This is a genomic window from Thauera sp. SDU_THAU2 (assembly GCF_038260575.1).
Taxonomy (GTDB): Bacteria; Pseudomonadota; Gammaproteobacteria; order Burkholderiales; family Rhodocyclaceae; genus Thauera.
Map to the genome: position 1 here is coordinate 4,701,122 of NZ_JBBWUN010000003.1, position 26,840 is coordinate 4,727,961.

Sequence of the window (26,840 nt, forward strand, 5' to 3'; positions counted from 1 at the left end):
GTCCTCAGCGCAGCGTGACGAATTCTTCGGCACTGGTGGGGTGGATGGCGACGCTGCGGTCGAAGTCGGCCTTGCGCGCGCCCATGCGGACGGCGACGGCGAAGCCCTGCAGCATCTCGTCGGCGCCGTCGCCGATGACGTGCAGGCCGACGATGCGTTCGTCTGCACCTTCGCAGACCAGCTTCATCGCCGTCCGCGGACGGTGCTCGGTCAGCGCGTGGTACATCGCGGTAAAGCGGGTGGTGGACCTTGACTTCGCCGAAGCGCTTGCGGGCTTCTTCTTCGGTGAGGCCGACGGTGCCGATCGGCGGGTGGCTGAAGATGACGGTGGGGATGTCGTCGTAGTCGAGCCGGCTGTCGGGCTGGTCCAGGAACAGGCGGGCGGCGAGCTTGCGGCCGGCGGCGATGGCGACCGGCGTGAGTTCGGCACGGCCGGTGATGTCGCCGATGGCGTAGATGCCGGGCACCGTGGTGTTCTGGAAGGCGTCGGTGCGGATGACGCCCTTGTCGTCGGCGGCGATGCCGGCGGCGTCGAGATTCAGGCGGTCGGTGTTGGCGCGGCGGCCGGTGGCCCACACCAGCGCGTCGGCTTCGAAGGCCTTGCCGTCGCCGCAATCGATGCGCAGGCTGCCGTCGGCTTGGCGGCTGACCGCCTTGGGTTGGATGCCGAAGTTCAGGCGCACGCCGGCGGCCTGCATCTGTTCGCCGAGTTCGTCGCGCAGCATGGCGTCGAAGGGGCGCAGCAGGTGGGGGCCGCGCACCAGCATGTCGACTTGACTGCCGAGGCCGTTGAACACGCCGGCCAGCTCCACCGCGATGTAGCCGGCGCCGACGACGGCGACGCGGCGCGGCTGCCGGTCGAGGGCGAAGAAGCCGTCCGAGTCGATGCCGAGTTCGGCGCCTTCGATGTCCGGCAGCGCAGGGCGGCCGCCGGTGGCGATGACGATGTGCGGCGCGCTGTAGCGCTGGCCCTCGACTTCGATCGTGCGGGCATCGACGAAGCGGGCGAAGCCTTCGACGACGTCGACGCCGGCCTTGTCCAGCATGTTGGCGTAGATGCCGTTGAGGCGGGCGATGTAGGCGTCGCGGCGGGTCTTGAGCGTGTTCCAGTCGAAGCGGCTTGCCGGCGCGTCGAAGCCGTAACCGGGCGCGTCGCGCATGGTCTGGGCGATGTTGGAGGCGTACCACATCACCTTCTTCGGCACGCAGCCGACGTTCACGCAGGTGCCGCCGAGGCGGGCGGCTTCGACCAGCAGTACGCGGGCACCGTATTCCGCCGCGCGCCGGGCGGTGGCGACGCCGCCGCTGCCGCCGCCGATTGCGATGTAGTCGTATTGCTTCATGTCGGGTTCCTTTGTTGGATGTCGGTGACGGCCGGGGCGCCGTCGAGGCTCATGCTGCGGCCGGCCTCCGCGAGTTCCGCAGGGGTGTTGATGTTGCGGAAGGCGGCGGCTTCGTCGTCGAAGGACACTTCTACCACGTCCAGCGTGTCGTGCCAGCGGGCGACGCCGCGCCCGCCGCCGCGAAGGTAGTCGGCGAGCGGGCCGGCGAGTTCGCGGCGGCACAGGCAGAACACCGGCTGCAGCCGGTCGAAGGTGCGCGCGACGGCGAGCTGGGCGCCGGCCGTGTGCAGTGCGCCGGCGAGACGGTCGACGAGATCGCCCGGCAGGAAGGGCGAATCGCAGGGCACGGTGGCGACCAGCGGGTGGCGGGCGTGCAGCAGTGCGGCATGCAGGCCGGCAAGCGGACCGGCGAAGCCGCCGATGTCGTCGCCGAACACCGGGTGGCCGAAGCTGCGCCAGGCATCGAGGTTGCGATTGGCATTGATGACGAGCTCATCCACCTGCGGTGCGAGGCGCTCGAGCGCGTGCGCCGCCATCGGCCTGCCGGCCAGCTCCGTGAGGCCCTTGTCGACGCCGCCCATGCGGCTGCCCTGGCCGCCGGCGAGCAGTACCCCGGTGACGCGGCGGTCGGCTGGACGTGGAGCGGGTGTGGACATCGTGCGGGCGCTGAGGTCTCGGGACAGGCTGTCGATTGTAGCGGCTCGCCGGCAAGCAGGGCGAGGCGGACCCGGGCCGCGGGTGCTCACTTGCTGGAAAGCAGGTCGATGGCGTGCAGCACGTGCGGCGGCGGGCCGCTGAGCCAGTTGCGGATCTCGTCCGGCGGCAGGGGCTGGGCGAACAGGTAGCCCTGGGCGACGTCACAGCCGTGGTCGGCGAGAAAGCGCAATTGCGCCTGGGTCTCGACGCCTTCGGCCACCACGGTCATGCCGAGGCCGTGGGCCAGCGCGATGGTGCCGCGCACGATGGCGGCGGCGTCGTGGTCGTTGACGTCGCCGACGAAGCTCCTGTCGATCTTCAGTTCCGAAACCGGAAAGCGCTTGAGCAGCGACAGCGAGGAATAGCCGGTGCCGAAATCGTCCACCGCGATGCTGACGCCCAGATTGTGGATGCTGTGCAGCAGTTCGGCGGCGTAGCCGGGATTGCGCATCGCGGTCGATTCGGTCAGTTCCACTTTCAGCATCGACGGCGCGAGCCCGCTGTCGGCGAGGCCTTCGCGGATGGTGTCGACGATGGTCATGTCGGAGAACTGGCGCGCCGATACGTTGACCGCGAGCGGCACCGTGAGCAGCCCTTCGCGGTTCCAGTGCGCGGTCTGCCTCATCGCGGCATGGATCGCCCATTCGCCGATGCCGCGGATGATGCCCGATTCCTCCGCTGCGGGAATGAACTCGTCCGGCATCACCCGCCCCTTGTCCGGACGTTGCCAGCGGATCAGCGATTCGAGGCCGGTCAGGCGGCCGCTGGCGATCTCGATCTGCGGTTGGTAGAACAGCTCGAACTCCTGGTTGGCCAGGCCATGGCGCAGCGCGGTTTCCATGTCCAGGCGGTCGCGCGACCAGGTGTTCATCTCCGGCGAATAGAAGGTGTAGCGGCTGCCGCCTTCGATCTTGCCCCGGTACATGGCCTTGTCGGCCATCGACAGCAGGGTTTCGGCATTCGGACTGTCGTCGGGCCCGACGCTGATGCCGATGCTGCATGACAGCAGCAGGCCGGTGTTGCCGTCGGCCTCGAATTCGCGATCGAGGATTTCGAGCACCTTGAGCGCCACCGCGATCACCGCGTTGCGGTCCTCCAGCTTGTCCATCAGGATGATGAATTCATCGCCGCCCCAGCGCGCGATGGTGTCGCTGACCCGCACCGACGCCTGCAGGCGCGCGGCCACGTCCCGCAGCACCGCGTCTCCGGCATCGTGCCCCAGGCTGTCGTTGATGCGCTTGAAGCGGTCGAGGTCGACGAACAGCAGCGCCAGCATGCTGTTGTGGCGCTGCGCGTTGGCCAGCGCCAGGCGCAGGCGATCGAGCAGCAGGGCGCGGTTGGGCAATCCGGTCAGCAGATCATGGGTGGCCTCGTGCTGCAGCCGGACGGTGGCGGCGATGGCGTCGGTGACGTCGTTGAACGCCAGTACCGCGCCGCCGCCGGCATCGCCGACCGGCGTCGCGGTGAGCTTGAGGGCGTAGCTGCTGCCGTCGGGGCCCTGCCATTCGATCGGCTCCGGCAGGCGTATCGTGTGCCGGTTCTTCAGACAGGCGAGCACGGTTGCGACGATCTGCGAGGTCTGCTCCGTGTGTTCCCGAACCAGGCTGCCGATCAGGCTGCCCTGGGCTTCGTCGCGCTTCAGCCCGGTCAGGCGTTCCGCGACCGGATTGGTCAGCGTGACGCGGGTGCCTTCGTCGATGGTGAATACCGCGTCGGCGATCGAGCGCAGCGTGGCGTCGGCGTCCTGCTGGGCGTGGCGCAGCCTGCCGCGGGTGCGCTGCAGGTGCAGTCCGAACCACAGCAGGCTGCCGAACAGCAGGCTGCTCAGCGCAGGGCTCGGCGGGATCCACAGCTGCCAGGCATTGAGTGCCATGCCGCTGGCGGCGAGCGGAAGAAGCGCGAGGCCGGCTACTGCGGCAGCGGCCGTGGAAGGTGACTGGATGCGGGCGTGGACGACGGCGGCGAGCGCCAGCAAGGCCAGGCCCAGGCTCAGGGCTGCGCTGCCGCCGGCACCGCGATAGACCAGGCCGCTGCGCAGGGCGTCGTAAGCGCGGGCATGGAATTCGACCGCCGCCATCGGTTGGCTGTGGCGAGAATCGGGCGTGGGCAGGCTGGCGTCGAGGCCGTTGGCCGTGGGGCCGACGAACACGGTTCTGCCGCGCAGTTGCTCGGCCAGTTCGGGGCGTTCGAGCAGGCTGTGATACGAAACTCGGACCGGTTCGGTTTCGGCGACGGGATAGGGCAGCAGCAGCTCGCCTTCGCGTACCCACAGCGGACTGGAAGCGATGCGGCGAATCCACGCGCCGGCCTGCGCCTGCTGTTCGAGGGCCGCCGCGTGGCCGGCCGGGCTGGACAGACGCAGCGTTGCCAGCGCAAGCGCTTCCCAGCGCGGTGTGCCGCTGCCGGCGCGGCTGTAGGTGCGGCGCACCAGGGCGTCGGCGTCGAGCTCGACGTCGACATGGCCGAGCGCGGCCGCGGCGGCGCCGAGTTCGGGCGTGGGCAGCAGGTCGGCCACGCCGCCGCCGGCGTCTCCGGCCTCGCGTGGTGCGACCGGCAGGACCACGCGGCCGGAGGCGGCAATCGCTGCGGCCAGCCGCTGGTCGTCGGCCGAGGGTTCGGCAAACAGGATCGACATGCCGATGGCGGATACCCCGGCGGCGCTGAGCCGGTCGATCAACCGGGCATGCACGGCACGGCCCCAGGGCCAGCGCCCGAGCGCGTCGAGCGCGGCGTCGTCGATCGCGATCACGACCGAATCCTGCGTGCGGGCCTTGCCGTGGAACAGCGGTTCGAGCGTGTCGTAGGCGAGCAGGTCGAAGCGCTGCACCGGCAGCCACGACAGCAGCGACAGCGCGCAGGCGAGAACGGCTGCCGCCGCCCATGGCAGGTGGCGTCCGGAGGCCTCGGCCAGGCGACTGCGGCTCACTGGGCTAGCCTCCTTTCACCCCGGCCAGGAAGTTCAGGATCATGCGCGCGTGCTGCCATCCATCGAACTGGCGCCATGCGCCGCAACGGCCTCCCTTCGCTCTCCCCGGGGGCGGAGGAGCGCTTCTCGTGGATGGAGGGGCGATGGAGATCATAGGGCGAGGATGACCGGCAGCAGCAGGAAGAGCGCCTGCCAGCGGCTGTGCGGTACGTCGATCTGTTGCGGCTGGCCCCAGGGGCCGGGCGGGCTGCCGGGTTCCTGGATGCGGATGCGCACGTGCCAGGTTCCCGCTTCGGGCTGGTGGAGGGCGATCTCCGGGGTGGTGGTGTCGAACTCGTGCTCGGGTGAATCGAAGCCGGCGTCACGGCTGAGCTGGATCTGGTAGCGATCGCCCTCGCCGCCGGCGCGCCAGTGCAGCCGGAGCGTGTCGCCATCCACTTCGGCCGCCGTGGCGGAAGGGCCGGCCGGCGGGCGCCGGAAGGGTTGGGGATCGGACCACGGTCCGCGGCCTTCGGCCGCCGTGCTGACGGCGATGCGCCAGAAATAATCGCCGGCGGGCAGGCCGTCGTCGACAACGAGTTCGGTGCCGTCGAGTGCTTCGTGGGCGACGACGGGTGCAGCGAAGCTGATGTCGGTGGCGAGCTGGAAATGGTAGGCCCGGGCGTCGGGGACGCGAGCCCAGCGGAAGGCGACCTTGTCTTCCACGGCGAAGCCGCCTGCCGGCGGCTGGCTGGGGAAGGGCGGCTCCGGCCGCGCATCGACGACGATCTCGCGCTCGGCGCTCAAGCCCTCCAGGCCGCGGCTGTCGATGGCGCGCACACGCATGCGGTAGCGGCCGTCGGCCAGCGCGGCGCTGCCGAGCACCGCGGCCTCGTCGGCGACGACGTCCGAAGCGAGCGCGGTGAAGTTCTGCTGCGGAGAGATTTGGGTACGGTACTGCACCGCCCCGGCGACGGCGTCGATCGGCAGGCGGAAGGGCAGGCGGTCGATGACGCCGGGCACGGCTTCCACGCTCGGCGCAGGCAGCAGGCGGACGGCTTGCCCGGGCGCCTTGCCCGCGGCTGCATACGCGCCTGTGGCGGAGCCGAGGCGGGTCTCGCCGCGCTGGTTGCGCAGGGAAACTTCGCCGCTGACCGTTTCCGCCAGCATGCCGTCGGCCAGCGCCGCGACACGGAATTCGGTGCCGCGGACGGCCGCCACCGCAGCGGGTGTCTCGATGGTGTAGCGGCCGCCGCTGTGCCGGACGGACTGTACGCTGTTGTCGATACGGCCGTGCTTCAGTTCGATGCCGACCAGTTGCCCGTCCGAGGCCTGCAGGCGATGCAGCGTGTGTATCTGCAGTTCGGAGTTGGCTTCGATCAGGCTGCGGCTGCCGTCCGGAAGCTGCAGCGTCACGCTGCCGTCATGGCCGGTGCGGATCAGGGCGCCGGCGGAGAGCGTCATGCCGGGCGAGAGGCTGCTCGTCCGGCCGCCGCTGTCGTGCTCGACGGTGCCGAGCACGTCGAGCACGCGTGCCGACACGGCTTCGGCCCGCATCCACGCGAACGGCATGCGCAGCCGGGTGCCGGGCGGAATCCGGGTCGGCTGGAGGATCTGGTTGTAGTCCTGGATCCGCGGCCAGTAGTTGATGTGCTTGAGATAACGCGTGGTGATGTTCCACGGGTTGTCGCCGGGCTGGACGATGTAGTCGAAATCCTGCTGCGCCTGGGCGGCGGCACAGTGGCCGAGCAGGGCGAGGGCGAGCAGGAAGGGCGACATCCCGGCTGCGCGCGGGGTAGGCGGTCGCTGCTGAGGTCTGATGTCCATGGTGGTCCTCGCGGCAGTGGACGATGCGCTGGCCGCTGTCGCCCGACGTTTTTTCTTACATTTTGAATAATAGCCCCAGGCGGGGGCAGAGATACATGGAAAACGCCAAAATGCATATTTCCTGCTCATATCGCGTCCGCGGCACCGGACACGCAGCGTTCCGCCCGGCAGGTCCGCGGCGGGCGGTACAATGCGCTCCTCTTTCTGTCCGGAGCCTGCAATGGCCGAAGCCTTCTTTTCACCCTGTCCGCGAGGCCTCGAAGCCCTGCTCGCCGACGAACTGCGGTCGTTCGGCGCCAAGGGCGCGCAGGCGGTGCATGGCGGGGTGGCCTGGCAGGGCGACTGGGCGGCCTGCCATCGCGCCAACCTGGAAAGCCGGCTCGCCACGCGCGTGCTGTGGCGGGTGGCGCAGGGCCGCTATCGGGCCGAGATCGACATCTACAAGCTCGCCTACAGCGTGACCTGGGCGAAGTGGTTCACCGCCGACGACACGATCCGCATCTACGTCACCGCGCGCAAGTCGCCGCTGAAGAGCCTGGAGTTCATCACGCTGCGGGTCAAGGACGCGGTGTGCGACCACTTCCGCACCGTCAGCGGCCGGCGCCCGAGCGTCGATACGGCGAATCCGGCGGTGCGCATCCATCTCTTCCTGACCGAGGACACGGCGACGCTGTACGTCGATACCTCGGGCGAGCCGCTGTACAAGCGCGGCTTCAAGCCCGCCGCGGTCGAGGCGCCGCTGAAGGAGAACCTGGCCGCCGGCATCCTGCGCCTGTCCGGGTGGACGCCGGGCGAAGTGCTGCTCGATCCGATGTGCGGCAGCGGCACCTTCCTGATCGAGGCGGCGATGATGGCGCTCGACATCGCGCCGGGGCTGGGGCGCGGCTTCGGCTTCGAGAAGTTCCGCCACCACGACCGCAGCGGCTGGGCGGCGGTGCGCCGCGCCGCGGAATCTCGGCGCCAGGCGCCGCGTGTGCTGCCGATCTTCGGCTCGGACATCGTCGGCGAATGGGTGCGGCGCACGCGGGTGAATCTGGATGCCGGCGGGCTGGTCAAGTGCGTGACGCTGGACCGCGCCGATGTGCTGGAGCGGACGCCGCCCGCGGCCGAAGGTGTGATGGTGGCGAACCCGCCCTACGGTGTGCGCATCGGCGAGGCCGAGGAGCTGGCCGCCTTCTATCCGCGCCTGGGCGATGCGCTGAAGCAGCGCTGGGGCGGCTGGCGCTGTTATTTCTTCAGCGCCGATCCGGCGCTGCCGAAGCTGATCGGCCTGAAGGCCAGCAAGCGCACGCCGCTGTTCAACGGCGCACTGGAATGCCGGCTGCTCGAGTACCGCATGGTCAGCGGCAGCAATCGCCGCAAGGAGCGGGCGCCGGACCAGGCCGGCTGAGCCTCAGACCAGGCCGAGGTCCTGCAGCCCGCCGCTGCTCGGCTGTTCGCCGAGCTTGCTGTGGAGCTTGATCTGCAGGCGCAGGTCGTTGATGGAATCGGCGTTGCGCAGCGCGTCTTCGTAGTGATCTTGCCGGTCTCGTAGAGCTCGAACAAAGCCTGGTCGAAAGTCTGCATGCCGCTTTCGCGCGAGCGCTTCATGACTTCCTTGATCTCGGGGATGTTGCCCTTGAAGATCAGGTCGGAGATCAGCGGCGAGTTCAGCATCACTTCCACCGCCGGCACGCGGCCCTTGCGTTCCTTCAGCGGCAGCAGCCGCTGCGAGATCATCGCGCGCAGGTTCAGCGACAGGTCCATCAGCAGTTGCTGGCGGCGCTCCTCGGGGAAGAAGTTGATGATGCGGTCGATCGCCTGGTTGGCGCTGTTGGCGTGCAGCGTGGCCAGGCACAGGTGGCCGGTCTCGGCGAAGGCGATGGCGTAGTCCATGGTCTCGCGGTCGCGGATCTCGCCCATCAGGATGACGTCCGGCGCCTGGCGCAGGGTGTTCTTGAGCGCGGCCTCCCACGAGTCGGAGTCGATGCCGATCTCGCGCTGGGTGACGATGCAGTTCTTGTGCGGGTGCACGAACTCGATCGGGTCCTCGACCGTGATGATGTGGCCGTAGCTGTTCTCGTTGCGATGATCGACCATGGCGGCGAGCGAAGTCGTCTTGCCGGTGCCGGTGCCGCCGACGAACACCACCAGGCCGCGCTTGCTCATCGCCACGTCGTTCAGCACCGGCGGCATGCCCAGTTCTTCCAGGCCGGGAATGCGCTGCGGGATGGTGCGCAGCACCAGCCCGACCTTGCCCTGCTGGACGAAAGCGTTGGCGCGGAAGCGGCCGATGCCTGCCGGCGAGATGCCGAAGTTGCATTCCTTGGTGGCCTCGAACTCGGCCGCCTGGCGGTCGTTCATGATCGCGCGCGCGAGTTCGGCGGTGTGCTGGGGCTGCATCGCCTGGTTGGATTGCGGCGTGATGCGGCCGTCGATCTTGATCGCCGGCGGAAAGCCGACGGTGAGGAACAGGTCGGAGCCGTTCTTCTGCAGCATCAGCCGCAGCAGATCGTGCATGAACTTGAGTGCCTGGTCGCGTTCCATCGGGGCGAGCTCTCCTGTGGAGTCGGGTGCGGGGCCGGGAGGCGTGGAGGAGGGGTGGCGGCCTGCGTTCAGCCGGCGATGCTGTCCTTGTTCTGGGCGCGCAGGCGCGCCTCGACCGGCGACACCACATTGCGCCGCACCAGGTCGGCCAGGCACTGGTCCAGGGTCTGCATGCCGACGTTCTGGCCGGTCTGGATCGACGAGTACATCTGCGCGATCTTGTTCTCGCGGATCAGATTGCGGATCGCCGGGGTGCCGATCATGATCTCGTGCGCGGCGACGCGGCCCTGGCCGTCCTTGGTCTTGAGCAGGGTCTGCGAGATCACCGCGCGCAGCGATTCGGACAGCATCGAGCGCACCATGTCCTTCTCGGCGGCGGGGAAGACGTCGACGATACGGTCGATGGTCTTGGCCGCCGACGAGGTGTGCAGGGTGCCGAACACCAGGTGGCCGGTCTCGGCCGCGGTCAGCGCCAGGCGGATGGTTTCGAGGTCGCGCATTTCGCCCACCAGGATCACGTCCGGGTCCTCGCGCAAGTGAGGCGCGCAGGGCGTTGTTGAAGGACATCGTGTCGCGGTGCACCTCGCGCTGGTTGATCAGGCAGCGCTTGGATTCATGCACGAATTCGATCGGGTCCTCGACGGTCAGGATGTGGCCGTACTCGTTCTCGTTGATGTAGTCGATCATCGCCGCCAGCGTGGTCGACTTGCCCGAGCCGGTGGGGCCGGTGACCAGCACGATGCCGCGCGGCGTGTCGGCGATCTCCTTGAAGATCTTCGGGCAGTTCAGCTCTTCGAGCGTCAACACCTTGGACGGAATGGTGCGGAACACCGCGCCGGCGCCGCGGTTCTGGTTGAAGGCGTTGACGCGGAAGCGGGCGAGGTTGGGCACGGCGAAGGAGAAGTCGCACTCCCAGGTTTCCTCGAACTGCTTGCGCTGGCCGTCGTTCATGATGTCGTACACCATGGCGTGCACGTCCTTGTGCTCCATCGGCGGCAGGTTGATCCGGCGCACGTCGCCATGGACGCGGATCATCGGCGGCAGGCCGGCCGAAAGGTGCAGGTCGGAAGCCTTGTTCTTGACGGCGAAGGCGAGCAGTTCGGTGATGTCCATCGTGTTCCCTGGGAGGGCGGCGCCCAAAAAGATCGATCGGTGCGGAATGTTATACTTTTCGCCGCTTCAGCCAGAGGAAGTAGGGACCACGGACATGACGACAATCGAGCAGCGCCTGCGGGCCGTGCAGGCTCGCGTCGCAGCGGCGGCGAAGGCGGCCGGGCGCGATCCGGCCTCGGTCCGGCTGCTCGCCGTCAGCAAGACCTGGCAGGCCGATGCGGTGCGCGAAGCGCCGCCGCGGGCCAGCATGCCTTCGGCGAGAACTACGTGCAGGAAGGCGTCGCCAAGGTCGAGGCGCTGCGCGGATCGATGCCTAAGGAGGGGCTGGATGGGCCGCTCGAATGGCACTTCATCGGCCCGCTGCAGAGCAACAAGACGCGGCCGGTGGCAAATGCCTTCGATTGGGTGCACAGCATCGACCGGCTGAAGATCGCCGAGCGCCTGTCGGCGCAGCGCGACATGCATCTGCCGCCGCTGAATGTCTGCATCCAGGTCAATGTCAGTGGCGAGGACAGCAAGAGCGGCGTCGCGCCGGACGATGCCGCGGCGCTGGCGAAAGCGGTGGCCGCGCTGCCGCGCCTGCAGTTGCGCGGGCTGATGTGCATTCCCGAACCGACCGGCGACGAAGCCTTGCTGCGCTCGCGCTTCGCGCCGCTGCGCGCGCTGAAGGCGGAACTGGCGGACCAGGGACTGGTGCTCGACACCTTGTCGATGGGCATGTCGCACGACATCGAGCCGGCGGTGGCCGAAGGTGCGACGATGGTGCGCGTGGGCACGGCGATTTTCGGCGAGCGCATGCGGCCGGCGGTGGAGTCTTGAGCCGACAGGCGCATTCAATGGATGACAGCCGGGCGTCTGGTCCGGCATTCACAGAGAGAAGGACATCATGAAGATCACTTTCCTGGGCGGTGGCAACATGGCGGCGGCCCTGATCGGCGGCATGATCGAGCGTGGTTTCGAAGCGGCGAACATCCAGGTCGTCGACCTCGGTGCCGAGACGCGTGCGCGGCTGGCCGAACGCTTCGGTCTGCGCGCGGTGGAATCCTTCGATGCGGCGGCGCTCGATTGCGACGTATTGATGCTGGCGGTCAAGCCGCAGCAGATGAAGGACGCGCTGGCGCCGATCGCAGGTAAGCTGGACAAGCAGATCGTCGTCAGCATCGCCGCCGGCCTGCGCCTGGTCGATCTCGGCCGCTGGCTGGGAGCGCCGGGCCAGCCTTACTGCCGGCTGGTGCGCTGCATGCCCAATACGCCGGCGCTGATCGGTGCCGGCGTCACCGGGCTGTATGCCGACCCGAGCGTCGATGCCGACGGCCGCGAGGCCGCCGAGCGCATCCTGGCCGCGGTCGGCAGCGTGGTGTGGGCCGACACCGAAGACCAGATGGACGCGGTGACGGCGATTTCCGGCAGCGGCCCCGCCTATGTGTTCCATTTCATCGAGGCGCTGGAAGACGCCGGGCGCGCAGTCGGTTTCGACGAAGCCGATGCGCGCCGGCTGGCGATCGATACCGTGCTCGGCGCGGCCAGGCTGGCGGCCGGCTCCGAGGATTCGCCCGCGGTGCTGCGCGAGAAGGTGACCTCCAAGGGCGGCACCACCGCGGCGGCGCTGAACAGCCTGGCCGAGTCCGGCTGGCACGGTGCGCTGGTCAAGGCGGTCGGCGCGGCGCGGGCACGCGGACAGGAACTGGGCGCCGAACTCGGCAAGGACTGATCCACGATGCTCGCCAACATCCTGCTGCTGGTCCTCGACGTCGCCGGCGGCTTCCTGACGCTGATGCTGCTGGCACGCTTCTACATGCAGTGGCAGCGCATCTCCTTCCGCAACCAGATCGGCCAGTTCGTCGTCTCCACCACCGACTGGCTGGTGCGGCCGCTGCGCCGCTTCGTGCCCGGCCTGTTCGGCCTGGATATGGCCAGCCTGCTGCCGGCCTGGGTGGTGCAGGTACTGCTGGTCGCCATCGAACTGAGCCTGCGCGGCGCGGTGTTCAGCGGCAACGTCGGTTCGGTGCTGGTGGGCCTGTGGGGCGTCGGCCTGATCGAGCTGATCCGCATGATGGTGTATCTGCTGTTCGCCGTCGTGCTCGGTTCGGCGGTGCTGTCCTGGGTCAGTCCGCACGCGCCGCTGGCGCCGCTGCTGCATGCGCTGGCCGAACCTTTCCTGCGTCCTTTCCGCCGCATCGTGCCGACGATCGCCAATATCGACCTGTCGCCGCTGGTGCTGCTGCTGGTGCTGCAGATCGTGCTGATGCTGCTCGGAGGCATGCGCGGCAACTTCGCGCCGCTGCTGTTCGGCGGCTGATTAGCCCACGTTGCGCAGCGCGCGCTCCCAGTCGATGACGATCTCGGGCAGCACGCCGACGGCGAGCGTTTCCTTCAGTTCGTGGATGTCGGGGGCGCCGAAGGCGCCGTCCTGCAGGCGATACACGGTGACGACGTGGTCGACCGGATGCACCAGCCAGTATTCGCGCACGCCGGCGCGTTCGTACAGTCGGCGCTTGGTGATGAGGTCGTGGCCCGCGGTCGAGGGCGACAGTACTTCGACGATCCAGTCCGGCGCGCCGCGGCAGCCGCGCTCGTCGAGTTTGCTGCGGTCGCAGACGACGACGAGATCGGGTTGAACCACGGTGTCGATGTCGCCGTTGGCTTCATTGCCGCGCGGCAGGCGCACGTCGAAAGGGGCGATGTAGGGACGGCAGGGCTTGCCGTCCAGCGCGTTGAGCACCTGGCTTGCAATCTGCTGCAGAATTTCCTGATGCGTTCGCGACGGTGCCGGCGACATTGCATGGGGCACGCCGTCGATCAACTCGTAGCGGACGTCGTCCGGCCACGTCAGGTAATCGGCATAGGTGTAGGTTCGGTCGTTGCGCAGAGCCTGGCCCATGTCGTGCTCCTCATGTATTGCTGCGGATGGGGCTGCAGAAAGTATAACGCCCGCCGCCGGGGAGCATACCCCGGCGGCGGGCGCGTTCTTGCTGTGCTGGCCGTTCAGCCTTCGTACATCACCTGGCCTTCGACCAGCGTGTAGCGCACCTTGCCCGGCAGTTCCATGCCGAGGAAAGGCGTGTTCTTGCCCTGGCTCTTCAGCGTGTCGTGGGCGATGGTGACGTGGGTGGCGGGGTCGAACACGCAGATGTCGGCACGGGCGCCCGGCGACAGGTGGCCGGCCTTGGTGATGCCGATGATCTTCGCCGCATCCGAGGTGATGCGGGCGAGGCCGTCGAGCAGCGGCAGGCCGGCGCGCTCGGCCCATTTCAGCGTCAGCGGCAGCAGCAGTTCGAGGCCGGTGGCGCCGGGTTCGGATTCGGCGAAGGGCGCCTGTTTGCCGTCGTCGTCCACCGGCGTATGGTCCGAGCACATCGCATCGATGCGGCCTTCGGCGAGGCCTCGGCACAGCGCTTCGCGGTCGCGCTGGCTGCGCAGCGGCGGGATCAGGTGGCAGTTGGAGTTGAAGTAGCCGATGTCCATGTCGCACAGGTGCACATGGTTGATCGACACGTCGCAGCTCACGTCCATACCTTCGGTCCGTGCGCGCTCGATCAGTTCCAGCCCGGCGGCGGACGACAAGCGGGTGATGTGCAGGCGCGCGCCGGTGATCTTGGCCAGTTCCAGGTAGGTGTACAGCGCCACCGTCTCGGCCGCCACCGGCATGCCGGCGAGGCCGAGGCGGGTGGCGACTTCGCCGTCGTGGGCGTTGCCGCCGCGGGCGAGGAAGGGCGCCAGCGGCTGCAGCCAGACGCGGAAGCCGAAGGTGGCGGCGTACTGCATCGCGCGCATCAGCACGCCGTTGTCGACGATCGGCACGTTGGCCTGCGAGAAGGCGACGCAGCCGGCTTCGACGAGTTCGGCCATCTCGGACAGGCGCTCGCCCTTGAGGCCGATGGTGAGCGCGCCGACCGGGTAGATGTGGGCGCGGTTCAGCTTCTTGGCGCGGTAGGTCAGCATCTCGACCAGGCCAGGCTCGTCCAGCGCGGGGTCGGTGTCGGGCGGGATCGCCAGGCTGGTGACGCCGCCGGCCATCGCTGCTTCCATCTCGGATTCGAGCGTGGCGCGGTATTCGAAGCCGGGCTCGCGCAGGCGGGCGGCGAGGTCGATGAAGCCGGGGGCGACGACCAGCCCGCCGGCGTCGAGCGTGCGTTCGGCGACGAAGCCGTCGGGGGCATTGCCGAGGGCGACGATCTTGCCGCCGGCGACATAGACGTTCTGCACCGCGTCGGTGCGGCGGGCCGGATCGACGACGCGGCCGTTGGAAATCAGGATGTTCATTCGCGAATCCTTGTGCCTGTACTGTCCGGGGCTCAGTGGCTGCCCAGCATGCTCATCACCGCCATGCGCACGGCGATGCCGAAGGTGACCTGGGGCAGGATCACCGCCTGCGCGCCGTCGGCCACCGCCGAATCGATCTCGACGCCGCGGTTCATCGGTCCCGGGTGCAGCACGATGGCGTCGGGCTTGGCCAGCGCCAGCTTGTCGGCGGTCAGGCCCCAGACCTTGAAGTATTCCTGCGGCGTGGGCAGCAGGGCGCCGTTCATGCGTTCGTTCTGCAGGCGCAGCATCATCACCACGTCCACGTTCTTCAGGCCTTCGCGCATGTCGTGGAACACGCGCACGCCGAGCCTTTCGACTTCGGTGGGCAGCAGGGTCCTGGGGCCGATGACGCGGATTTCGGGTACGCCGAGCGTGCTCAGTGCGGCGATCTGGCTGCGCGCGACGCGCGAGTGCAGCACGTCGCCGACGATGGCCACCGTGAGCTGGCTGAAGTCCTGCTTGAAGTGGCGGATGGTGTACATGTCCAGCAGGCCTTGCGTCGGGTGCGCATGGCGGCCGTCGCCGGCATTGACGACGTGGATGTGGTCGCGGCCGGTGGCCTGCAGGTGCTGGGCGATCAGCATCGGCGCGCCGCTGGCGGCGTGGCGCACGACGAACATGTCGGCCTGCATCGCGCACAGGTTGTCGACGGTGTCGAGCAGGCTTTCGCCCTTCGAGGCCGAACTGGTGTTGATGTTCAGGTTCACCACGTCGGCCGACAGGCGCTTGGCGGCGATCTCGAAGGTGGTGCGGGTGCGCGTCGAGTTCTCGAAGAACAGGTTGAACACGCTCTTGCCGCGCAGCAGCGGCAGCTTCTTGACCTCGCGCTCGGCCACTTCGGTGAAGGGCGCGGCGGTGTCGAGGATGGCGGTGATGATGTCGCGCGGGAGACCGTCGAGCGTCAGCAGATGCTGAAGTTCGCCGTGCTTGTTGAGCTGGGGGTTGCGCATCGGGCTTGCCTCGGAATCAGCGATTGGCGATGGGGTGTAAGGGTTTTGTCGGAAGCGTGTTACGGCAGATCGGGCATCAGCCGAGCTGGGTCAGTTCCAGCGTGAGCTTGCCGGTCTCGTCGCGCTGCAGCTCCAGGTTCTGGTCGCGCGGCAGGGCTTCGGGCAGGGTGTGGGCGCAGTAGCGGGCGGCGATCGGCAACTCGCGGCTGCCGCGGTCGACCAGCACTGCCAGCTCGATCCTGGCCGGGCGGCCGAAGTCGAACAGGCCGTTCAGCGCGGCGCGGGTGGTGCGGCCGGTGTAGAGCACGTCGTCGACCAGGATGATGTGCGCGCTTTCGACGCTGAACGGGATCCCGGTGCGCTGCGGCTTGGCGTGCAGGCCCTTGCTGCCGTAGTCGTCGCGGTAGAAGGAAACGTCGATCGCGCCCAGCGGCTGGCTGATGCCGAGTTCCTTGTGCAGGCGTTCGGCCAGCCACAGGCCGCCGGTGTAGATGCCGACCAGCGCGGTGGCCGGCGTGACGTGGGGGCGGATCTGCTCGGCGAGCTGCCGGCACAGGGCTTCAGCATCGAGAATGTTCATGGCGATGGGCGTCCAGGAAGGTTTGCAGGATGATCCGGGCGGCAGCGGCGTCGAGCACCGCCTTGCGTTCGCCCCAGCCCTTGAGGCCGGCGCGGGAGAGTTCGGCTTCGGCGGCGACCGAGGACAGGCGTTCGTCGGCGGGGAAGACCGGCAGGCCGAAGCGGCCGTGCAACTGGTTGGCGAAGCGGCGGCAGCGGGCCGTGAGTTCGTGTTCGCTACCGTCGAGATGGACGGGGATGCCGACCACCAGCGCCACCGGCCGCCATTCGGCGATCAGCCTGGCGATGGCCTTGAAGCGGGCGTCGTTGGATTCGTCGTGCAGCGTGGTCAGCGCGCTGGCCTGGCCGGTTTCGAGTTCGCCGCCGGCCACGCCGATGCGTGCCAGGCCGAAATCGAAGCCGAGCAGGGTGCCGCGCGCGGGCAGGGTAGGCGGGGCGGCGGATGCCGCGTCAGGCATGCCCCGCGACCTCGCTGAGGTTGGCGAAATCGACGCCCAGCTTCTGCATCGCGGCGGCCAGGCGCTCTTCGGGCGGCAGTTCGAACACGATCGACATGTCCGCTGGCACCGTCAGCCAGGCGTTGTCCATCAGTTCCTGTTCCAGTTGGCCGGCGGTCCAGCCGGCATAACCGAGCGTGACCAGCACTTCGCGCGGCTCGCCCTGGGCGCCGATCGCCTGCAGCACGTCGCGGCTGCTGGTGAGGCCGACCTCGTCGCTGACCTTCAGCGTCGAGTGCCAGTCGCCGAGCGGCCGGTGCAGCACGAAGCCGCGATCGGTCTGCACCGGCCCGCCGAAATACACCGGCTGGGTGTCGAAGCCTTCTGCTTCGAGCGGCACCTCGATGCGTTCGAACAGCGTGGCCAGCGTCATGTCGATCGGGCGGTTGACGATGATGCCCAGCGCGCCCTGTTCGTTGTGCTCGGCGATGTAGGTCAGCGCGCGGGCGAAATGGGGATCGGCCATGTGGGGCATGGCGATCAGGAAGTGATGCGTGAAGTTGGCCGTGGGGGTTTCCATGCCTGCCATTTTACGCACTTCGCCCGCGTTCTTGTGTGGCGAGGAAAGGATGCCGGCCGCGATTCCGGCTCTGCTGCGGGCCTGCGTCGCAGAAACGGCCGGGTGAGCCGATAATCGCTTCCCGTCCATCCGGATCGCAACGATGAATTCAGCCCTCGTCTGGTTTCGCCGAGACCTGCGCAGCTTCGATCACGCCGCGCTGTATCGGGCGCTGCGTTTCGCCGGCCGCGTGTATTGCGCCTTCGTGTTCGATACCGCCATCCTCGACGCCTTGCCGTCGCGCCGCGACCGCCGCGTCGAGTTCATCCATGCCAGCCTCGCCGAGCTGGATGCTGCGCTCGACGCCATGTCGCGCGCAGCCGGCGGACAGGGTGCAGGCATCATCGTGCGCCACGGGCGCGCCGAGGACGAAATTCCGCGTCTCGCGGTGGAGCTGGGCGTGGACAAGGTCTTCGTCAATCGCGACTACGAGCCGGACGCGATCGTGCGCGACAGCCGGGTGGCGCAGCGGCTGGCCGAGGCCGGCATCGGCTACGAGGACTTCAAGGACCAGGTGGTCTTCGAGCGCGGCGAGGTGCTGACCCAGGCCGGCAAGCCTTTCAGCGTGTTCACCCCGTACCGGAACGCGTGGCTGAAGGCGGTCGACGATTTCCAGGTGAAGTCCTACCCGGTGGAGCGGTACGCGCACCGCCTGGCGCCCAAACCCGCGGGCGAAGCGCTGCCCCGCCTTGCCGGCATCGGTTTCGAGCCGGCCGGCCTTGCCGAGCTGCGGATGCCGACGGGCATGAGCGGCGGACGCAGGTTGTTCGAGGACTTCGCCGCGCGCATCGGACGCTATGCGCAGACGCGGGATTTTCCGGCGATCAAGGGCGTCAGCTACCTGTCGGTCCATCTGCGCTTCGGCACCGTGTCGATCCGCCAGCTCGCCGCGCACGCCTGGCGCGATGGCGGCGAAGGGGCGCAAGCCTGGCTCGGCGAGCTTATCTGGCGCGATTTCTACCACCAGATCCTGTGGCATCACCCGCATGTGGTGGCGCGGGCCTTCCGGCCCGAGTACGACGGCGTGGCGTGGGACGACGCGCCCGAGCTGTTCGCCGCCTGGGCCGAGGCGCGCACCGGCTACCCGATCGTCGACGCCGCGATGCGGCAACTGGCGCAGACCGGCTACATGCACAACCGCCTGCGCATGATCGTCGCCTCTTTCCTGAGCAAGGACCTCGGCATCGACTGGCGCCTGGGCGAGCGCCATTTCGCCGTACACCTGAACGACTACGACCTCGCCGCCAACAATGGCGGCTGGCAGTGGGCCGCATCGACCGGCTGCGACGCGCAGCCGTACTTCCGCATCTTCAACCCGGTGACGCAATCGCAGAAGTTCGACCCCGGAGGGCGCTTCATCCGCCGCTACCTGCCGGAACTGGCGCGTGTGCCCGACGCCTTCATCCATGCGCCGTGGACCATGGGCGGCATCGACCAGAACGCGTGCCGCACCCGGATCGGCGTCGACTACCCCGCGCCGGTCGTCGACCATGCGGCGGCACGCGAGCGCACGCTGAAGCGCTTCGGCGTGTTGAAGGCCTGATCGAAACACTGGATACATCGTGCAGTTGCGGGACAATGCAGGGCCCTGTTCCCGACTGTCTGCCGACCATGAACGCCCCAGACCATTCCGCCGCCCCGTTCGACTTCGACTGCATCATCGACCGCCGCGGCATGCCGGGCGAGAAGTGGGGCCGCTATGCCGGCCGTGACGTGCTGCCGCTGTGGGTGGCGGACATGGACTTCGCTGCGCCGCCTGCCGTCATCGAAGCGCTGCGCCGGCGCCTCGACCATGGCGTGTTCGGCTACACCGATGCCTGGCCTTCGCTGGAGCAGGCGGTGGCCGAGGGCCTGCAGCGCGACCATGGCTGGACGATCGAGCCCGACTGGCTGGTGTGGCTGCCCGGCGTGGTGACGGGCTTCAACCTCGCCTGCCTGCTGGCCGGCGAGCCGGGCGACGGCGTGCTGACCGCCGCGCCGGTCTATCCTCCTTTCCTGTCCGCGCCGGCCAACACCGGCCGCGTGCTGCAGCGCTGCGAACTGGTGCTGCGCGACGGCCGCTGGCAATGGGACTGGGAGGCGCTGGAGCGCGCCGCGGACGCGCGCAGCCGCATGCTGCTGCTGTGCTCGCCGCACAACCCGGTCGGGCGCGTGTTCGATACCGACGAATTGCGCCGGCTGGCGGATTTTGCCGAGCGCCGGGATCTGCTGATCTGCGCCGACGAGATCCACTGCGGCCTGGTGCTCGACGAGGAGCGCCCGCACCGGCCCATCGCCGCGCTGGACGAGGCCACGGCACGGCGCACGATCACGCTGATGGCGCCGTCCAAGACCTGGAACATCCCCGCGCTGTACTGCGCCTTCGCGGTGATCCCGGACGCTGCGCTGCGCCGCCGCTACCGCCATGCGATGCGCGGCCTGATACCGCACGCCAACGTGCTGGGCATGGTGGCGACCGAAGCCGCCTACCGCGACGGCGGGCCGTGGCGCGCCGCGCTGCTCGACTACCTGCGCGGCAACCGCGCCCGCGTGCTGGAAGCGGTGGCGGCGATGCCGGGCCTGGCAACGACCTCGCCCGAAGCCACCTACCTGGCCTGGATCGACTGCCGCGGTTTGATGGCCGAGCGCGGCATCGACGACCCGGCGGCCTTCTTCGAAGCCGCCGGTGTCGGCCTCTCGGACGGCCGCCCCTTCGGCGCGCCAGGCTGGCTGCGGCTGAACTTCGGCTGCCCACGCGCGACGCTGGACGAGGCCTTGCGGCGGATGGCGGCGGCCGTGGCATGAACCGCCTTGCCAAGCTTTCAGGCTGAGCGGACAATTCGTCTTACTTTATTTCTTACACGGTTGGAGTGGACCATGCCAGTCGCTACCACGACGTTGTCCAGCAAAGGTCAGATCGTGATCCCGAAGGAGATCCGTGATGCGCTGCATTGGGAGGCTGGAACGCGGCTCACCTTGGTGTCCAGCGCTTCCGGTGTCACGCTCAAGGCCATGCCGAAGGAAACGGGCCGCCGCTTCGCAGACTTGATCGGTTCGCTCAAGCACGAAGGTCCGCCCCTCTCCACCGAAGAACTCTGCCGGCCGGTCGACCATGTTCGGGACGATGGTGACGCGGAAGGACAGGGCTGATGATTGCGCTGGACACCAACATGCTGGTACGTGCGCTGGTCGCCGACCATCCCGAGCAATTGGCCGTGGTGCGCAAGTTGATTGCAGGAAACACGATTTTCCTGTCTCGCACGGTGTTGCTCGAAACGGAATGGGTGCTGCGTTCCCGCTACCGCAAGACGCCGGCCGAGCTGCAGGAATTCTTCGGCGCCCTGCTGGCCACCGACGATGTCGTTGTGGAGGCGGCAGAAGAGGTCGGCAGCGCACTCGACTGGTATGCCCAGGGCGCCGACTTCGCCGATGCGCTGCATCTCTCCGCTTGCGGCACCGCGCTGCTGCACACTTTCGATCGGAGCTTCTGCAAGACGGCGCGGGCGACCGGCATTGCGCCGGAGGTGAGGGTGGTGGAGCTTTGACGAGGTACAGCTGGCCATCCGCACGGGGCGGCGGCAAGCGGTGAGCCCCGTCATGAAATCCGGCGCAGGAACTGCCTCCTGTCGCCGTCGATGATGGGCCTCATCCTTTCCGTCGCATTCCTCATCTCCCTTCCGCGTGTTGCAGCAGCAGTTGCAGCAGGCGATCGGCGGCCTCGATGTCGCCTTTTGCATCGCCGTGCCGGGCGCACCAACGTTCGATCACGAATTTCTCCTGGTCATATAGCGTCGCCCATGCGTTGGGCGAGGGCACGCGGCTGTATAGATCCTGGAACAGCGCTTCGATCTGCGGCAGCGCCTGCTGCAGCCGGCCTTCGGCCATGGCGAGATACAGGTCGAGTTCGATGCGGCTGGCCACCAGCCAGAAATCGGCCTTGCGTGCGAGCTGCTCGTCCAGCGACTGGCGCACGGCCGCCACATCCTCGGCCGGGAACCCTGTCTTGCCGGGCCTTTGCGGGCATACCAGCATGGCCGCGATGTAGTTGATGGCGGGATAGAAGAACTGCGGGTGACCCTGTTCGAGGGCAAGTTCCTTGCCACGCTTGTAGGCAGCCGCCATCGCTTCCAGCGCTTTGTCCTCAGCCTTCTGGCAAGCAGTCAGTTGCTGCTGCGCATCCTTGTTCGCGGCTTCGTCCTTGCCGGCGGTTTCCAGCCACGCCTGCGCGATGCCGCATGCCTTGCGCTCGACCATGGCAAGGCGTTTGCAAGCCGAGCCGTTCAATGAATGGCGTTCGATCGTGGGCTTCAGCTTCACCAGGGTTTCGAGCGCATGCCGTGCGCTCGTGATCTCGTCGCGAGCGGATTCGAGCTTGTCGTCGAGCTCCTTGTGGATTTTGCCCTGTTTCGATTTTGGCGCACCGGCGTCGACATCCAGCTTTGAAACGCGCTTCCATGCCCGCCGCGCGCGTTGGTTGGCCAGTTGTTCGGCAGCCCTCAGCGAGGCGCTGCCGTCTTCGACGGTCAGCGCATGCTCATACCACTCGATGCCCTCATCGACGAGCCCTGTCTCGATATACGCGGCGCCGAGCGCCTCGGCCACCGAACCGATGTTTCGCCCCCAGCCGGCCCCGAAGCGTGCAGCAAGGTGGCGCACGTGTTCCTGCAGCACGCTGCGGTCGCCCTGGCCATATCGGGCATCGGTGGCGATCTTCTCCAGCGCGATCTTCAGGCCCGTCGCCGAGGCGATGCCGCTGTATTCGCTCTGCACGTCCGTGATCGCTGCGGGTTTCGCGGCATCGTCGTCGTTCGGGCTGCGCAGGCGCCATTCCGGGTCGCCGTAGCATTGATAAGCCGCCCAGGTGTTGCTGTCGGGATAGCTGCGCCAGGTCGCCTCGCGTGCATTGCCGACGGCTTCCATGAAAGTCCTGCGGTCCAGCAAGGCCTGGTAGAAGGTTTCCGCAAACAGCTGGGCCGGCTCGTCGTCCACTGCCCAGCCCGCTGCCACCACGCAGCGCACGCCGATTTCGATCAGTGCCTCGGCCGTGCTGGCGGCGAAGTCGCTGCGGTTGAACGGGTCCGGCGCCTGGGCGAATTGCTGTGCCGGCAGTGCCGCCAGATGGCAGCAGTTGACGAACACCAGTTCCGGCACCGCACGCATCTGCCTGATCTCGCGCGGCCCCAGCACCGTGCCTTCGGACAGCACCACGCCGCCTTCGGCGCCGGGCTCGCCATGGCCTGCCACGTGCACGATCCGGTAGGGGTGGGACATCAGCGCATTGATGATCGTCGTCGCATCATGCCCGCCCAGCAGATCGAAGGTATGGTCCGGCCCGACGCCGCGCCGGCTCTTCATCAGCTTGCTGACGGCACGGGATTCGTTCAGCGCGCCTTCGAGCCGGCCGTAGCGCGCCGGATCGCATTTCGGTTCGCCGACGATCAGCACATGGTCTTCACGGCCGGTGTCGCGCACCGCATCACGGTAGCTGCTGGTCCTGAGCTTGCGGATCAGCCGGCTGCGGATGCCCCAGGGCATGTGCTCGTGCTCCCGGCCGCGTTCCGGCGCGGTGTCCAGCAGTTCCCAGGGGACGACGGCCGTGCCCTTGTCCACCTCCAGCACCATCTGGCTGCGCCCGGCCAGGAAGGGTTCGATCTCCAGCGGCACCAGCAGCTGGAACAGCGTGCGCCCGATCTGCGGCCCGCACTGGTGGTCGTTCGAGGCCCGGCTCAGCATCTCCTGCAGCAGGCGTGGCTGCGAGCTCAGTGCCCGTACTTCGGTGCGTGCCCGCTTCGTGTCCAGGCGGAACTGGATGTCGGTGCTGCCCAGCGGCTCGGCGGTTTGCTGCGCGGCAGCGGTCTGGCGCTCCGTGCGGCCACCCATCGAGGTGATGGAGATGAAGTCGTATGCAGCTCCGCGGTAGGCCGAATCCACCTGCCGGCGCAGGGATGCGGTGCCGGTTTCGACCGTCGGCGTGATGTCGAGCTCGCCCGGCCTCGCCGTCGCATGCACCTGCAGCCCGCGCCAGGCTTCGGCGGCGCGCTCCAGGTAGAGCTCGACCAACTGCAGATGGGCGATGTGCGGCCAGACCGCGCGCCTGCGGCGCTGGTTCAACTGCGCGATGCGGCTGTTGGCGGCGCGCACGCCATGGGCGATGGCGCGTGCCGAGTTGCCCGGCTGGATGCCGATGCCGCCGCTGCCGATCAGCACGGCTGCCAGTTCGATGCCGGCAGGCCCCTGGTCGGCTTCGGCCTGGCGTTCGGCCCAGGCCAGCACACCCTGGCAGACCGACTCGGCCAGCGTCGCCTCGGTCAGATTGCCTTCGGCGCCGAGGCCGACCACGATCACCCCCTCGGGCTGGGGCAGCAGGGCATCGTGCTGCGGCGCCGCGTGGTTCAGGAAGATCTGCGCCGTCCCGATCGTCTGCGGATAGCGGCCGACCGACAGCGCATCCTCCATCACGCCGCCCACCAGCGCATTCACCGCCACTTCGGCGCCGGACAGCCGCGATGCAGTGTAGTGCCCCACCAGCAGCGGCTGGCGCACGAAAGCCAGGTTGGCGTTGAGCACCGTGACGCGAAGTGCGGGCGCTGCCTGGCGTGCGGCGGTGTCATCCTGCTGCCTCTGCGCCAGTGCGAACACCACGTCCATCGAATCGGCCGGGCGCTCGCCGGCCAGGCGGCCGCGCGAAGGGCGGCTGCGCACGTGCGATACGGTCTCGAGCGCATCTTCCCGGCTGCCGTCGCGCCGGGCCTCGGTCGTCAGCAGCTTCAGCTGTGAGGTATCGCCTTTCTCCAGCAGTTCGCGGAAGGCCTCGAAAGACCTGCGGTGCGAGGGCAGCTTGCCGTGCTCGACATCCAGCGTCCAGGTCCGCACCTGCGGCAGCCTCGCCGATGCCAGCGTCACCCGGCCGTCGCCGCCGTCGCGGAGATCGAGGTAGACGAGGCCGTCGTTCGCCCACTCATAGCCGTCGGGGGTGTAGCGCGACTGCCCCACGACCAGCAGCAGGCGATCGGCCCAGCGCTGCAAGTCCCTGTCGCGCTGCTCGTCCAGGCGCCGCCGCAGCGCGACGGCCTGATCCAGAACGTCCTTCGTCGGCACGCCCCATTCGTAAGCACCGAGCTGCAGGCCGACGTCGTGCCACAGGCTGGCCTCGCGTACGCGCCGCAGGTCTTCGTCTGCCAGCTTCTTCCAGGTTTCTGCTTTCGACAGTTCCAGCCGGGGGTCCGTCAGGCCCGCCTGCAGCTGCAGGAAGCCCGGAAACTCCGCCATGGCCTGGCGCGCCTTGCGATCGCGGAAGGGGGCGCCCACGTTGGCCAGCAGGTTGCCGAAGTTGTCGTCGCCGGACAGCGTCTGCATCGGCGCCCAGGAACCGCCATTCGGCGTGCCCAGCATCAGCAGGCGCCCGCCTTCATGCAGGCACACGCGCTGCCAGACTTCCGGGCACTCCAGCATCATGGTGCGCACCAGCAGCCCGCCCATGGAATGGGCGACGAAGCGCACCGGCTGCCCGCTGGCCGCACGCGCGTCCAGCGCCTCGGCGACGCGCTGGCCGAGTCGGCGCGCTTCTTCCTCCAGCGGCCGGCGCCAGTCGAAGCCGAAGGGGATCACCTCGTGGCTCTGTTCGAGATGTTCGACCAGATCGTCGTAGAAATTGCCGAGCGGCCCATCGTCGCGGATGTTGTGCTGCCCCGGTTCGTAGGCCAGCCGCAGCAGGCCGCCGAGCACGCGCCAGCTCAGCCAGACGCGCTTGCCATCGACCTGGATGTGGCTGCCCAGGATGCCCGGCAGCAGGAACACCGCCGGCCGCTCCGGCATCGGCACGGACTGGCTGCGCATTGCGGCGCGGCGCCCGTCCGCGCTTTCGCCCTTCCACGACAGCGGGCCGATCGGCGCGAAGCCCGCAGGCGCGTCGCGCAGCAGCCCATCGACGATGGCGTCGGCCGTGAGCTTGTTGCGGAAATAGTTGAAATGGGTGGCGTCCGCGCTCTTGTCGAGCATGTAGCTCGCGCCCTCGTTGCGCGGCGAGCCACCGTACATCGAGCTGGTCTGGACCACGATGTCGTTGTCGGTCCAGTAGAAGGCATCAGCCAGCAGGGTCTTGAGCCAGCTCAGCACCGAATCGCCCTCGATGTCGCCGGCCACCACGCGCAGCTTGCCCGGAACCAGCGCCTGGGCATTGTTGAGCCACTGGACCAGCGGATTGTCCGGCGTCATCGCGTACAGGCCGGGCAGCGTCTCCGGGTCGAAGCGCTCGCGTGCGACGGCAGCCAGGAAATCCGTCAGTGCCGGTAGCACCGGTATGCCGGCCAGCTTCAAGGACCAGCGCACGATCGACAGGTAGGCGTCCAGCCGGCGCGATGCCAGCAGCGTGCCGCGGGCCGGGCAGGCCACGCGCACCACGCGCTCGACCGTCACCTCGCGTTCGCCCAGTGCCTTGGCCAGGGCCTGCAGTTGCTGGAGCTGGTCGCGGTGCTTCTCGTCCTCGAAGATCGCACGGTCCGCGTCGGTGAGCTCACGCGTGGCTGCCATGCGCGCCAGCACTTCGGCCACCAGGCCGCCGCGCGAATGCGAGACCAGGTGCAGCTTGACCGGCACGCCCTTGGGCAGTGCCTGGACCAGTTGCAGGGCGTTGCCGATCGGGCCTTCGCCCAGCGTCGCGTGGTCCAGCGCATAGACCTGGTCGGCGTAGTGGGTGAACAGCTCGCCCACCCGGGCCGGGTGATGCTCCCACAGCTTGCCGAAGGTGCTGGCGGTGTCGACGAAAGTGCCGTGCAGCAGCACCAGCACGGGCTTGTCCGGCGCCGATAAGGAGATGCTGCTCAGCCGCCTGTCGTTCTTGAGCTTGCCGAGCTGCTTGGCCTTCAATTGGTAAACGCCGGGCGTGACGCCGCTGTCGATCTGCCGCGCGATGGCTGCGGCAGCTCGCTTGGCAGGCTCGCGGTCGCCGAGCACATTGGTGATGATCTCCACGGTCTTCAGCAGCACCTTGCCCAGAAAGCCGGGGCCGCGCGAAACCGCCGCCTTCTCCAGTCCGCGCCACTGCAGCTCGGCCGGTACCGGTACTTCGTCGGGATACTGCAGCTCTCCCTTCGCGCCGCGCTTCAGTGCTTGCGCGTCGGCCTGTGCCAGCAGCAGGTCGCGTGCCGCCTCCGGGTGCAGCACCAGTTCCGGCCCGCCCTCGATGTGCAGCACCACCACGTCTTCGCCGACCGTTGCGCTGGTGCGCAGCATCGGCCCGCCGTCGCGGCGGGTGGCCAGTTGAATGAAATCCTTGCGGCTGCCGGGCAGGTCCGACGAGGTGGAGGCGGGGGCGATGTCGCCGCTGCGGGATGCCGGGCGCTGGCCCGGAATCAGGAAGGTGATCTCGCGGGGGCTGGCGTCGGACATGATGGAAAATCCTCGTGGTGGGGAGGAGAGCGCTACCCGGAGACAGGTGCGAACGTGGGGCACGCCGCATGACGGTGTTCATCGAGCGCCACCCGATTCGAGAATAGCAGGTCCTCGTGAATTCGCTTCACGATCCTTCGGGCGCGGCAGGGAATGTCGTGGGGATGGCGGCAT

Annotated in this window: 17 protein-coding genes and 4 pseudogenes; 8 read left to right on the forward strand and 13 right to left on the reverse strand. The window is 68.4% G+C overall.

The features are described 5' to 3' along the window. Positions 1–4: 4 nt before the first annotated feature. The 4 genes and pseudogenes from gorA to AAFL97_RS23705 all read right to left on the reverse strand — a co-directional run bounded on the left by gorA (position 5) and on the right by AAFL97_RS23705 (position 6,723). A pseudogene (gene gorA / locus AAFL97_RS23690) lies at positions 5–1,343 on the reverse strand (glutathione-disulfide reductase). Then, positions 1,340–1,999: a molybdenum cofactor guanylyltransferase MobA gene (mobA, locus tag AAFL97_RS23695; RefSeq protein WP_341647035.1), complete on the reverse strand. Its 660-nt coding sequence runs from the start codon at positions 1,997–1,999 to the stop codon at positions 1,340–1,342. The pseudogene gorA and the gene mobA overlap by 4 nt, the downstream one beginning before the upstream one ends. Positions 2,000–2,085: 86 nt before the next feature. Beyond that, on the reverse strand, positions 2,086–4,965 hold the full coding sequence (locus AAFL97_RS23700; RefSeq protein WP_341647036.1) for an EAL domain-containing protein: 2,880 nt from the start codon (positions 4,963–4,965) through the stop codon (positions 2,086–2,088). Between the two features lie 150 nt (positions 4,966–5,115). After that, positions 5,116–6,723 (reverse strand): FecR domain-containing protein, encoded by a 1,608-nt coding sequence (locus tag AAFL97_RS23705; protein WP_341647037.1) that lies wholly within the window; start codon positions 6,721–6,723, stop codon positions 5,116–5,118. Positions 6,724–6,991: 268 nt separating this feature from the next. Between AAFL97_RS23705 and AAFL97_RS23710 the strand changes: the two genes are divergently transcribed. Beyond that, a complete protein-coding gene (locus AAFL97_RS23710; protein ID WP_341647038.1) occupies positions 6,992–8,161 on the forward strand; it encodes a THUMP domain-containing class I SAM-dependent RNA methyltransferase in 1,170 nt (389 codons plus the stop codon). A gap of 3 nt (positions 8,162–8,164) precedes the next feature. Here AAFL97_RS23710 and AAFL97_RS23715 read toward each other — a convergent pair. Next, positions 8,165–9,297: pseudogene (locus AAFL97_RS23715) on the reverse strand (PilT/PilU family type 4a pilus ATPase). A 68-nt stretch (positions 9,298–9,365) separates the two neighbouring features. Continuing rightward, positions 9,366–10,410, reverse strand: a pseudogene (locus AAFL97_RS23720) (type IV pilus twitching motility protein PilT). Between the two features lie 94 nt (positions 10,411–10,504). On the opposite strand from AAFL97_RS23720, the pseudogene AAFL97_RS23725 reads away from it, so the two are divergent. From AAFL97_RS23725 to AAFL97_RS23735, 3 genes and pseudogenes are all read left to right on the forward strand, one after another. Then, positions 10,505–11,229: pseudogene (locus AAFL97_RS23725) on the forward strand (YggS family pyridoxal phosphate-dependent enzyme). A 67-nt stretch (positions 11,230–11,296) separates the two neighbouring features. Continuing rightward, positions 11,297–12,121, forward strand: coding sequence for a pyrroline-5-carboxylate reductase (gene proC, locus AAFL97_RS23730; protein WP_341647039.1), 825 nt, complete (start codon positions 11,297–11,299; stop codon positions 12,119–12,121). Between the two features lie 6 nt (positions 12,122–12,127). After that, on the forward strand, positions 12,128–12,709 hold the full coding sequence (locus AAFL97_RS23735) for a YggT family protein (RefSeq protein ID WP_341647040.1): 582 nt from the start codon (positions 12,128–12,130) through the stop codon (positions 12,707–12,709). Here AAFL97_RS23735 and AAFL97_RS23740 read toward each other — a convergent pair whose 3' ends face one another. From AAFL97_RS23740 to AAFL97_RS23765, 6 genes are all read right to left on the reverse strand, one after another. After that, positions 12,710–13,291: a Uma2 family endonuclease gene (locus tag AAFL97_RS23740; protein WP_341647041.1), complete on the reverse strand. Its 582-nt coding sequence runs from the start codon at positions 13,289–13,291 to the stop codon at positions 12,710–12,712. Positions 13,292–13,395: 104 nt separating this feature from the next. Then, positions 13,396–14,673, reverse strand: coding sequence for a dihydroorotase (locus AAFL97_RS23745; RefSeq protein WP_341647042.1), 1,278 nt, complete (start codon positions 14,671–14,673; stop codon positions 13,396–13,398). 32 nt (positions 14,674–14,705) lie between these two features. Continuing rightward, on the reverse strand, positions 14,706–15,665 hold the full coding sequence (locus tag AAFL97_RS23750; protein ID WP_341647043.1) for an aspartate carbamoyltransferase catalytic subunit: 960 nt from the start codon (positions 15,663–15,665) through the stop codon (positions 14,706–14,708). 76 nt (positions 15,666–15,741) lie between these two features. Beyond that, positions 15,742–16,245 (reverse strand): bifunctional pyr operon transcriptional regulator/uracil phosphoribosyltransferase PyrR, encoded by a 504-nt coding sequence (gene pyrR / locus AAFL97_RS23755; protein ID WP_341647044.1) that lies wholly within the window; start codon positions 16,243–16,245, stop codon positions 15,742–15,744. Further along, positions 16,226–16,702: a Holliday junction resolvase RuvX gene (ruvX, locus tag AAFL97_RS23760; protein WP_341647045.1), complete on the reverse strand. Its 477-nt coding sequence runs from the start codon at positions 16,700–16,702 to the stop codon at positions 16,226–16,228. Before ruvX ends, pyrR begins: the two co-directional genes overlap by 20 nt. Beyond that, entirely contained in the window at positions 16,695–17,270 is a 576-nt protein-coding gene (locus AAFL97_RS23765) for a YqgE/AlgH family protein (protein WP_442806768.1), read from the reverse strand. The genes ruvX and AAFL97_RS23765 overlap by 8 nt, the downstream gene beginning before the upstream one ends. Positions 17,271–17,403: 133 nt before the next feature. Between AAFL97_RS23765 and AAFL97_RS23770 the strand changes: the two genes are divergently transcribed. The 4 genes from AAFL97_RS23770 (at position 17,404) to AAFL97_RS23785 (ending at position 20,824) form a co-directional block, all read left to right on the forward strand. Continuing rightward, positions 17,404–18,843 (forward strand): cryptochrome/photolyase family protein, encoded by a 1,440-nt coding sequence (locus AAFL97_RS23770; RefSeq protein WP_341647046.1) that lies wholly within the window; start codon positions 17,404–17,406, stop codon positions 18,841–18,843. Positions 18,844–18,911: 68 nt separating this feature from the next. Next, entirely contained in the window at positions 18,912–20,084 is a 1,173-nt protein-coding gene (locus tag AAFL97_RS23775; protein ID WP_341647047.1) for a MalY/PatB family protein, read from the forward strand. 72 nt (positions 20,085–20,156) lie between these two features. Continuing rightward, positions 20,157–20,429: an AbrB/MazE/SpoVT family DNA-binding domain-containing protein gene (locus tag AAFL97_RS23780; protein ID WP_341647048.1), complete on the forward strand. Its 273-nt coding sequence runs from the start codon at positions 20,157–20,159 to the stop codon at positions 20,427–20,429. After that, complete coding sequence (locus tag AAFL97_RS23785) at positions 20,429–20,824, forward strand: type II toxin-antitoxin system VapC family toxin (RefSeq protein ID WP_341647049.1); 396 nt, start codon at positions 20,429–20,431, stop codon at positions 20,822–20,824. Before AAFL97_RS23780 ends, AAFL97_RS23785 begins: the two co-directional genes overlap by 1 nt. Before the next feature lie 121 nt (positions 20,825–20,945). Here the strand turns inward: AAFL97_RS23785 and AAFL97_RS23790 are convergent, their stop codons facing one another. After that, positions 20,946–26,666 carry a DUF7379 domain-containing protein gene (locus tag AAFL97_RS23790; RefSeq protein WP_341647050.1) on the reverse strand — a complete coding sequence of 1,907 codons (5,721 nt, stop codon included), beginning with the start codon at positions 26,664–26,666 and terminating at the stop codon, positions 20,946–20,948. Between the last annotated feature and the right edge of the window lie 174 nt (positions 26,667–26,840).

Coding starts and splice junctions, on each gene's coding strand:
- AAFL97_RS23710 (WP_341647038.1), top strand. CDS start 6,992: ATGGCCGAAGCCTTCTTTTCACCCTGTCCGCGAGGCCTCGAAGCCCTG.
- AAFL97_RS23775 (WP_341647047.1), top strand. CDS start 18,912: ATGAACGCCCCAGACCATTCCGCCGCCCCGTTCGACTTCGACTGCATC.
- pyrR (WP_341647044.1), bottom strand. CDS start 16,245: ATGAACATTCTCGATGCTGAAGCCCTGTGCCGGCAGCTCGCCGAGCAG.
- AAFL97_RS23705 (WP_341647037.1), bottom strand. CDS start 6,723: ATGTCGCCCTTCCTGCTCGCCCTCGCCCTGCTCGGCCACTGTGCCGCC.
- proC (WP_341647039.1), top strand. CDS start 11,297: ATGAAGATCACTTTCCTGGGCGGTGGCAACATGGCGGCGGCCCTGATC.
- AAFL97_RS23765 (WP_442806768.1), bottom strand. CDS start 17,270: ATGGCAGGCATGGAAACCCCCACGGCCAACTTCACGCATCACTTCCTG.
- AAFL97_RS23750 (WP_341647043.1), bottom strand. CDS start 15,665: ATGCGCAACCCCCAGCTCAACAAGCACGGCGAACTTCAGCATCTGCTG.
- AAFL97_RS23780 (WP_341647048.1), top strand. CDS start 20,157: ATGCCAGTCGCTACCACGACGTTGTCCAGCAAAGGTCAGATCGTGATC.
- AAFL97_RS23735 (WP_341647040.1), top strand. CDS start 12,128: ATGCTCGCCAACATCCTGCTGCTGGTCCTCGACGTCGCCGGCGGCTTC.
- AAFL97_RS23770 (WP_341647046.1), top strand. CDS start 17,404: ATGAATTCAGCCCTCGTCTGGTTTCGCCGAGACCTGCGCAGCTTCGAT.
- AAFL97_RS23785 (WP_341647049.1), top strand. CDS start 20,429: ATGATTGCGCTGGACACCAACATGCTGGTACGTGCGCTGGTCGCCGAC.
- AAFL97_RS23745 (WP_341647042.1), bottom strand. CDS start 14,673: ATGAACATCCTGATTTCCAACGGCCGCGTCGTCGATCCGGCCCGCCGC.
- AAFL97_RS23790 (WP_341647050.1), bottom strand. CDS start 26,666: ATGTCCGACGCCAGCCCCCGCGAGATCACCTTCCTGATTCCGGGCCAG.
- AAFL97_RS23740 (WP_341647041.1), bottom strand. CDS start 13,291: ATGGGCCAGGCTCTGCGCAACGACCGAACCTACACCTATGCCGATTAC.
- ruvX (WP_341647045.1), bottom strand. CDS start 16,702: ATGCCTGACGCGGCATCCGCCGCCCCGCCTACCCTGCCCGCGCGCGGC.
- mobA (WP_341647035.1), bottom strand. CDS start 1,999: ATGTCCACACCCGCTCCACGTCCAGCCGACCGCCGCGTCACCGGGGTA.